Genomic DNA, 8,606 nt, shown 5'->3' with positions numbered 1-8,606 from the left:
GCCTGGTGCACGAACAGGCACCGGCCGAGGTCCGCCCCGCGCAGGTCCGCCCCGCGCAGGTCCGCCCCGGTCAGGTCCGCGGCGCCGAGGTCCACGCCGCGCAGGTCCGCGCCGATCAGGCACGCGCCCCGCAGGTTGGCCCCGGACAGGCCAGCCCGGCGCAGGTCCACGCCGATCAGCACCGCCCCGCGTCGGTCCACGCCGGCCCGGCCGGCCCGGGCCTGCTCGCCGGCGCGGGAGAGCAGCTCGTTGACCCGCCCCCGGTACGCGTCGACGTCCACGGCGAGCAGCTCGTCCGGGGTGCCGTCGGTGAGCCGCCCGGTCTCGGCCAGCGCGGCCGTCAGGTCGTCCCGGAGCGGGCCGGCCGGGGTCAACGCGAGCGCCTCGGTGAGATACCAGAGCAGCTCGTGCAGCGGCCGCATCACGGTGAACGTGTCGAACATCCGGCGCGCGGTGGTCGGGTCGTCGCGCCAGTCCCGCCCACCGAAGGTGCCCTGCGCCAGGTGCTGGCCGGCCCCGAAGCAGTCGAAGACCGTACAGCCGGGGAAGCCGCGGGTCCGCAGGTCCCGGTGGATGCCGCAACGGGAGTCGCCGCGCAGGTTCGGGCAGGGCTGCCCGGCGGGCTTGTCGATCGCGAAGTCGGCGGAGGCGGCGAAGGCCGGCGCGACGCAGCAGATCCCGAAGCAGCGCGCGCAGTCGGCGCTCAGCTCGTGGCCAGGACCGGTCACCGGTCGCCGCTCCACCGCCTCCGACACGTCCCACCCCCGCCGCCACCACTCGCTGCCTGCCCGCCCATTCTCGGCTCCCGCCGACAGCCACCGGTCACCGGGTGCCGACCTCCGCCTCGGCACCCGAGCGGCGGGACAGCCGGAGACCGCCCCGATCCACCTGGCCAGCCGAGTTCCGTCAGCCGATCTTGGACAGTTGCCGTTCCCCGGGCACGGCAACTGTCCAAGATCTCGGGCGGGGCTCCGCGGCGGGACGGGTGCAAGGCGGGGCACTCGGACCTGAACAGGGCGATGAGGCCCTGTTCCGGCCCGGCCGTGCCGCCCGGCTCCGTATCGTGACGGTGACCGGGAGGGGGCGCGGGATGGACGAGGACGCGCGGGAGCAGGCCCTGCTCACCGCCCTCACCACGGAGCACTTCGCGCTCCAGACCTCGCGCAGCGCCACCATCACCGAGTCGGTGGGTCGGGCGACCATCTTCCTGTCGACGCTCTCCGCCGCGCTGATCGGCCTGGGTTTCGTTTCGGGCACCGGTCACCTGGTGCGGCCGTACCTGGGCGCGGTGCTGCCCACCCTGATCGTCATCGGGCTGCTCACCTTCGTCCGGCTGGCCCAGAACATGCTGGAGAACTCGCTGGACCTGCGCCGGATCCAGCGCATCCGGGCCTACTACCACCGGCGGTACGCCGCCGACCAGGAGTTCTTCGCCGACGCGGTGAGCGCCGGGGGCGGCTCGCGGGCGGCCTGGGCTGCGGTCGGCACCCGACCCGGTCGCCGGCACCTGCTGCTGACCGCCGCGGCGCTGGTCGGCGTGGTCACCGCGCTGCTGCTCGGGCTTGGCGTCACGCTGCTCGCCGGGTGGGGTGGGATGTCGGCTGGCCCGGCCATCGGGCTGGGTGTGGTGGTGGCGGTGGTGGTGTTCGCCGCCGAGATCGCGTACCTCAACCGGGTCTCCGTCTCGATGAACCGGTGAGCGAGCCGGCGCCCCGGGTGACGGGGTGGCAGGCGGCCACCCGATCGGAATGTCCGAACGGTTGACAACCAGAGCGACACCCCGCCTCGGTGCATTTCTGATCCGGTCGGACGACCGCCGGTAAGGATGACAACCGAATGGCGTCGTTATTGCAGCGAGTCATTGCGTAAACCGGATCGTTGTCAATGCCTGACAACCGATTCTGCCGTTACCGTATCGATTCAATTCGCTGTTCCAGAGCGGTTTACGGTCGGGTGGAAGGACGTATTCGTCGCCGTCGGGAGGGATCCTCATGAGCGACCTTTCCCATCCACCGTCCCTGACCGCCGCCGCCGAGCCGGCGGCCCCGGACCCGGCCGTGGCGAGCGGGGACCCGGCGGCGACCGGCCGTTCGGAGATCGTCGGCCGGTCGCCCAACCAGCTCGCCTGGTTGCGGCTGAAGCGGGACCGGACCGCCCGGGTGAGCGCACTGACCCTGCTCGTCGCCGCGGTCGTCGCGCTCGGCGCCCCGTTGCTCGGCTGGCTCACCGGAATCGACCCGACCGACAAGTTCGTCGATCGGCTCAACGATTTCGGAATGCCCGTCGGGTACGCCGGCGGCATCAGTGCGAAACACTGGCTCGGCCTCGAACCGGGCAGTGGCCGGGACATCCTGCTGCAGTTGGTGTACGGCCTCCGTACCTCATTGTTCATCGCGTTCGCCTCGGCCCTGCTGGCGTCGCTCGTCGGGGTCGCGGTGGGGGTGGTCGCCGGTTGGGCCCGGGGCTGGCTGGACGGCCTGGTGAACTGGCTGATCGACCTCACCCTGGCATTTCCGTTCCTCATTTTCGCCCTCGCGGTCATCCCGATCCTGGAGGACCGCTTCTACTCGGCGCGGGAGTCCCCGTCGCCGGCCTTCCGGGTCGCCCTGATCGTCGCCACCTTCGGGCTGTTCAGCTGGACGTACACCGCACGGCTGGTCCGCGGTCAGGTGATCTCGCTGCGTGAGCGGGAGTTCGTGGAGGCCGCCCGGGCCGCCGGCGCCGGCACCGGGCACATCCTCTTCCGGCAGCTGCTGCCGAACATCTGGGCGCCGATCCTGGTCACGGTCTCGCTGAACGTGCCGCAGTTCATCGCCATCGAGGCCGCGCTGGCCTTCGTCAACGTCGGCGTCACCGAACCCACGCCGGACCTCGGCCGGATGATCTACAACAGCATCGGCTACGTGGCCAGCGACCCCTGGTACACCCTGTTCCCCGGATTGACGATCTTCCTGCTGGTCTTGGCGTTCAACCTCTTCGGTGACGCGCTGCGCGACTCGCTGGATCCCCGGTCGACCCGGTAACCCCCGGTCATCTACACGTCCGGCCGGCGGGGGCCGCCGGGCGGGAAGGGAGCACATCGTGCGAACACGAACCCGGACACTGACCGGTGTCCTCGCGGCGGCGCTGGTCGCCGCCGGTTGCAGCCCCACCACCGACGGCGGAGGTGGCGGCAACGAGAAGGCGAAGACCCAGACCGGCTCGATCTCCTACGAGGCGGCCGACAACCAGGGCCCGGCCAAGGCGGTCGACGGGGCCGCCACCGGCGGCACCCTCACGGTCATGCAGAACTCCGACTTCGAGCACCTCGACCCGGCACGCAACTACGTCAACGTGCAGCAGGTGACCGGCGGGCTGCTCTACCGGTCGCTCAACGGATACAAGGAGGACGGCACCGGCAAGCTGCTGCTCGTCGGTGACCTGGCCACCAACCCGGGCAGGGACGTGAACAAGGACTGCAAGGTCTGGGAGTTCACCCTGCGCGACGGCGTGAAGTACGAGGACGGCTCCCCGGTCACCAGCAAGGACGTCGCGTACGGGGTGGCCCGCTCGTTTGCGCCGAACCTCAATGAGGGACCGCACTACATCCAGCAGTGGCTCTACCCGGGCGGGGCGTACAACGCGAGCTACAAGGGGCCGTACGACGGCGGCAAGGCGGCGCCGGACGGCATCGAGACTTCGGACGACAAGACCATCCGGTTCACCTTCCCGGAGCCGCACTGCGACCTGCCGTACGCGGCGGCGCTGCCCACCACCGCCCCGGTGCCGGCGGCCAAGGACACCAAGGCCAACTACGACCTGCGGCCCTTCTCCTCCGGGCCCTACAAGGTCAAGTCCTACGAGCGGGACGTGGCGTTGGAGCTGGAGCGCAACCCGAACTGGGACGCGAAGACCGACCCGCTGCGCAACGCGTACCCGGACACCGTCCGGATCACCTTCGGCCTGGAGCAGGCGCAGATCGCCGAGCGGCTCGTCGCCGACGCCCCGGCCGACCAGGCGGCGCTGAGCTGGACCGACGTGCCGCCGGCCGTGCTGCCCCGGACCACCGGCGCCGGCGTGGTCGAGCGGGTGGTGAAGGGCCCGACGCAGTACACCTGGGTGCTGAGCATCAACACCCAGCGGGTCACCGACCTGAACGTGCGCCGCGCGCTGAACTACGCGGTGGACAAGGACGCCGCGCTAAAGGCCCTCGGCGGGCAGGCGGCCGGCTCGCCGGCCACCACGCTCATGTCGCCGACCACGGCGGGCTGGAAGAAGTACGACGTGTTCAACGCCCCGGTGACCGGTGACAAGGCGAAGGTGACCGAGCTGCTCGGCGGCAAGCGCCCGAGGCTGGTGCTCGCCCACTCCAACACGGAGCTGCGCACCCAGCAGGCCGAGGCGATCCGCAAGAACCTCACCGACATGGGCTTCGACATCGTCATGAAGCCCATCGACAACAGCAGCTACTACGACGAGATCGGCCGGAAGAACAACCCGTACGACCTCTACATGAGCGGCTGGGGCTCCGACTGGCCGACCGGCTCCACGATCATCCCCCCGGTCTACGACGGGCGGGAGATCGTGGCCGAGGGGAACAACAACGTCTCGTACCTCAACGAGCCGGCGGTCAGCACGGAGATCGACCGGGTCCGGGCCCTGCCCGCCGCCGAGCAGGACGCCGGGTGGATGGCACTGGACGAGAAGATCATGAAGGAGTACGTGCCGGTGGTGCCCTGCTACTACGACGCCACCTACGAGCTGCACGGCTCCAAGGTCGGCAACGCCTTCCTCAGTGACGCCTTCGGCATCATCTCGCTCAACGGCATCTACGTGAAGAAGTGACCACCCGTGGGGGCGGCCGCGTCCCGGCCGCCCCCGACGTCCACCGGGGGAGGTGCTCCCGTGTTCCGTTTCGTGATCCGGCGGCTGCTCGTCGCCGGGGTGACCCTGGCGGTGATCAGCCTGGTCACCTTCGGTCTCTTCTTCGCCGTGCCGAGCAGCCCGGCGAAGGTGATGTGCGGCAAGAACTGCACCGCCGAGGACATCGCTCAGGTCGAGCAGCGGCTCGGCATCGACCAACCGTTGCCCCGCCAGTACGCGGACTTCGTCAAGGGCGTCGTCGCCGGCCGCACCTACGGCTCGGGGGATTTCCGCCAGGACTGCCCGGCGCCCTGCCTCGGCTACTCGTTCCGCAACAACCAGCCGGTCACTGCGATCATCGTCCAGCGCGCCCCGGTGACCTTCAGCATCGTGCTCGGCGGGGCGGTGCTCTGGCTGACCCTGGGCATCTCGCTGGGCATGGTGTCGGCGCTGCGGCGTGGCACCGCCCTGGACCGCGCCGCGATCGGCGTGACCCTGGCCGGGGCGTCCATGCAGGTCTACTTCTTCGGGCTGATCCTGCTCTACCTGCTGGTGTACGCCACCGGGCTGCTGCCGTTCCCCAGCTACACCCCGCTGACCGAGAACCCGGTCCGCTGGGCGGTGGGGCTGCTGCTGCCCTGGATGACGCTCGGCTTCCTCAACTCGGCCCTCTACGCCCGGCTGGCCCGCGCGCAGATGCTGGAGACCCTCTCCGAGGACTTCGTGCGTACGGCCCGGGCGAAGGGGCTGCCGGCGCGGCAGGTGCACACCCGGCACGCGCTGCGGGCCGCGATCACTCCGATCGTCACCATCGCCGGCCTGGACATCGGCACCAGTCTCGGCGGCACGTTCATCACGGAGACCATCTTCGGGCTCCAGGGGTTGGGCAAGGCCACCGTGGAGGCGGTGCAGTTCCTCAACCTGCCGGTGGTGATGGCCACCGTGCTGCTGGCCGCGGTCTTCATCGTGGTCGCCAACATCGTGGTCGACGTGCTCTACGCGGTCATCGACCCGCGGGTCCGACTGAGCTGACGGGAGGGATCGACATGGTGCAGCTACCGGAGCAGCGCCCGGGTGAGGGCCCCTATCTGCGGGTCAGGGACCTGCGGGTGCGGTTCGACACCGAGGACGGTGTGGTCCGGGCGGTGGACGGGGTGTCCTTCGCCGTCGAGCGCGGTCGCACCCTGGGGATCGTGGGGGAGTCCGGGTCGGGCAAGAGCGTCACGTCGCTGGCGGTCCTGGGTCTGCACAATCCGAAGTGGGCGGCCATCTCGGGGGAGATCTGGGTGGGCGGCCGTCAGGTGGTCGGGCTGGCGGAGGAGGAGGTACGCCGGCTGCGTGGCCGGGACATGGCGATGATCTTTCAGGATCCGTTGTCGGCGTTGCACCCGTACTACACGGTGGGGCGGCAGATCGCGGAGGCGTACCGGGTGCACCACCCGGAGGCGGGGTGGCGGGAGGCGCGGGCGCGGGCGGTGGACATGCTGGGTCGGGTGGGGATTCCGCAGCCGGCGAAGCGGTACGAGCAGTATCCGCACGAGTTCTCCGGGGGTATGCGGCAGCGGGCGATGATCGCGATGGCGTTGGTCAACGACCCCGATCTGCTGATCGCGGACGAGCCGACGACGGCGCTGGACGTGACGGTGCAGGCGCAGATTCTGGATCTGCTGGCGGATCTGCAGGAGGAGTTCCGCTCGGCGATCATTCTGATCACGCATGACCTGGGTGTGGTGTCGCAGGTGGCCGATGACGTCCTGGTCATGTACGGGGGCCGGGCGGTGGAGCACGGGAGTGTGGCGCAGGTGTTGCGGCGGCCGCAGCATCCGTACACGTGGGGGTTGTTGTCGAGTGTGCCGTCGTTGCACGGTGACGCGGACGCGGATCTGGTGCCGATCAAGGGCAACCCGCCGAGCCTGATCAACCTGCCGTCGGGGTGCGCGTTCCACCCGCGCTGCCGCTACGCCGGCCGCAACGGCGACCGCTCCCGGACCGAGGTGCCCGAGCTGCGGCCGACCGCCGAGCCCGGGCACGAGGTGGCCTGCCACCTGCCGGAGGCCGCCCGGCAGCGCATCTACCGGGACGAGATCGCCCAGGTGGGGGTGGCCCGATGAGCGCGAGCGCGGTCAACGGTCAGCCGGTGACCCTGGGCCGGGGATCCGGCGAGGCCCTGCTGCGGGTACGGGGGCTGACCAAGCATTTCCCGGTCCGTGACGGGTTCCGCGCGAGTGGGGCGGTGCGGGCGGTCGACGGCTTGGACTTCGACGTGCGGCCGGGGGAGACCCTGGGGCTGGTCGGGGAGTCCGGGTGTGGGAAGACGACCACGGGTCGGATGCTGGTGCGGTTGCTGGAGCCGACGTCCGGGTCGATCGAGTTCGACGGGCGGGACATCACCCACGCCCGACGCCGGGACCTGCGGCCGTTGCGGCAGGACCTGCAGATCATCTTCCAGGACCCGTACGCGTCGCTGAACCCCCGCCACACCGTGGGGCGGATCGTGGCGATGCCGTTGCAGGTCAACGGGATCAACCCGCCCGGCGGGATCAAGAAACGCGTCCAGGAACTCCTGGAACTGGTCGGGTTGAACCCGGAGCACTACAACCGGTACCCGCACGAGTTCTCCGGCGGACAACGCCAACGCATCGGCATCGCCCGGGCCCTGGCCCTGCGCCCCAAGCTGATCGTCGCCGACGAACCCGTCTCCGCGCTGGACGTGTCCATCCAGGCCCAGGTCATCAACCTGCTCCGCGACCTGCAACGCGACCTGGACCTGGCGTTCGTGTTCATCGCCCACGACCTGGCCGTGATCCGGCACTTCTGCCACCGCGTCGCGGTCATGTATCTGGGCAAGATCGTCGAGATCGGCGACCGCGACGACATCTACACCCGCCCCCAGCACCCGTACACCCGGGCCCTGCTGTCGGCCATCCCCGACGTCACCACCCTCGGCCCCGCCGGCCGTATCCGCCTGACCGGGGACGTGCCCACACCGCTCAACCCACCCTCGGGCTGCCGCTTCCGCACCCGCTGCTGGAAAGCCCAGGAGCGGTGCGCGACGGAGGAACCCCCGCTGGTCACCCGCGAGGGCGGGAACCAGTTGACCGCCTGCCACTACCCGGAAACAAGACCCACCCTGGATGCTGTCGTGGGTCCTGAACCCGGCACCGACCCATGAGCCTGAGCCACGACGGGGCCGGGGCCGACCGTGCCCGGCGCAGGGATCAAGCCTCACCGCCCGGAGCCGGGCACGGTCCGCCCGGGACCCCACACCAGCTCACACCGAACGCCAGGAAGAAGGCAGCGTAGAAGCCTGCGGACCCATCAGCAGCATCCCGCCGTCCACCGGCCACGACGCCCCGGTCACGTACGCCGCCGCCGGCGAGGCCAGCAACGCCACCACCGCGACGATCTCGCGGGCGTCCCCGGGTCTGCCCACCGGCACGCCGGGGCGTTCCTCGGTGAACGGGTCGACGTCCTCCTGCCCGGTCATCGGGGTGGCGATCTCCCCGGGCGCGACCGCGTTGACCGTGATCCCGTCGGCGGCCAGTTCCTGCGCCATCACCTTGGTGAGCAGCCCCAGCCCACCCTTGGCCGCGCAGTACGCCGACGCGCCCACCCGGGGCGCGTGCTCGTGCACGCTGGTGATGCTGATGATCCGGCCGCCCCGGCCGGGGGGGCCCCCCCCCCCCCCCCCCCCCCCGGGCCGGCCCGAAACCCCCCCCACCCCCACCCCGAGCACCACACCCCCCACCCCCCCCACCACCACC

General features: G+C 70.8%; 8 protein-coding genes. 6 read left to right on the top strand and 2 right to left on the bottom strand.

Annotated elements, in window-relative coordinates:
- The coding region (locus ACWEVO_RS21690; RefSeq protein ID WP_452309350.1) for a pentapeptide repeat-containing protein at positions 1-728 on the bottom strand (728 nt) is incomplete at its 3' end.
- Positions 729-1,090: 362 nt separating this feature from the next.
- On the opposite strand from ACWEVO_RS21690, the gene ACWEVO_RS21685 reads away from it, so the two are divergent.
- The 6 genes from ACWEVO_RS21685 (at position 1,091) to ACWEVO_RS21660 (ending at position 8,014) form a co-directional block, all read left to right on the top strand.
- Positions 1,091-1,699 carry a hypothetical protein gene (locus ACWEVO_RS21685; protein WP_452309348.1) on the top strand — a complete coding sequence of 203 codons (609 nt, stop codon included), beginning with the start codon at positions 1,091-1,093 and terminating at the stop codon, positions 1,697-1,699.
- A gap of 292 nt (positions 1,700-1,991) precedes the next feature.
- Positions 1,992-3,023: an ABC transporter permease gene (locus ACWEVO_RS21680; RefSeq protein ID WP_452309347.1), complete on the top strand. Its 1,032-nt coding sequence runs from the start codon at positions 1,992-1,994 to the stop codon at positions 3,021-3,023.
- Between the two features lie 58 nt (positions 3,024-3,081).
- On the top strand, positions 3,082-4,824 hold the full coding sequence (locus ACWEVO_RS21675) for an ABC transporter substrate-binding protein (protein ID WP_452309346.1): 1,743 nt from the start codon (positions 3,082-3,084) through the stop codon (positions 4,822-4,824).
- Between the two features lie 60 nt (positions 4,825-4,884).
- Positions 4,885-5,874 carry an ABC transporter permease gene (locus tag ACWEVO_RS21670; protein ID WP_452309345.1) on the top strand — a complete coding sequence of 330 codons (990 nt, stop codon included), beginning with the start codon at positions 4,885-4,887 and terminating at the stop codon, positions 5,872-5,874.
- Between the two features lie 14 nt (positions 5,875-5,888).
- A complete protein-coding gene (locus tag ACWEVO_RS21665) occupies positions 5,889-6,953 on the top strand; it encodes an ABC transporter ATP-binding protein (protein WP_452309344.1) in 1,065 nt (354 codons plus the stop codon).
- A complete protein-coding gene (locus ACWEVO_RS21660; protein WP_452309343.1) occupies positions 6,950-8,014 on the top strand; it encodes an ABC transporter ATP-binding protein in 1,065 nt (354 codons plus the stop codon). The genes ACWEVO_RS21665 and ACWEVO_RS21660 overlap by 4 nt, the downstream gene beginning before the upstream one ends.
- A gap of 99 nt (positions 8,015-8,113) precedes the next feature.
- Here ACWEVO_RS21660 and ACWEVO_RS21655 read toward each other — a convergent pair whose 3' ends face one another.
- On the bottom strand, positions 8,114-8,563 hold the full coding sequence (locus ACWEVO_RS21655) for an SDR family oxidoreductase (RefSeq protein ID WP_452309349.1): 450 nt from the start codon (positions 8,561-8,563) through the stop codon (positions 8,114-8,116).
- Positions 8,564-8,606: the final 43 nt, after the last annotated feature.

Source organism: Micromonospora sp. NPDC003776 (assembly GCF_053605645.1).
This window is presented reverse-complemented; position numbering and strand designations above follow the sequence as displayed.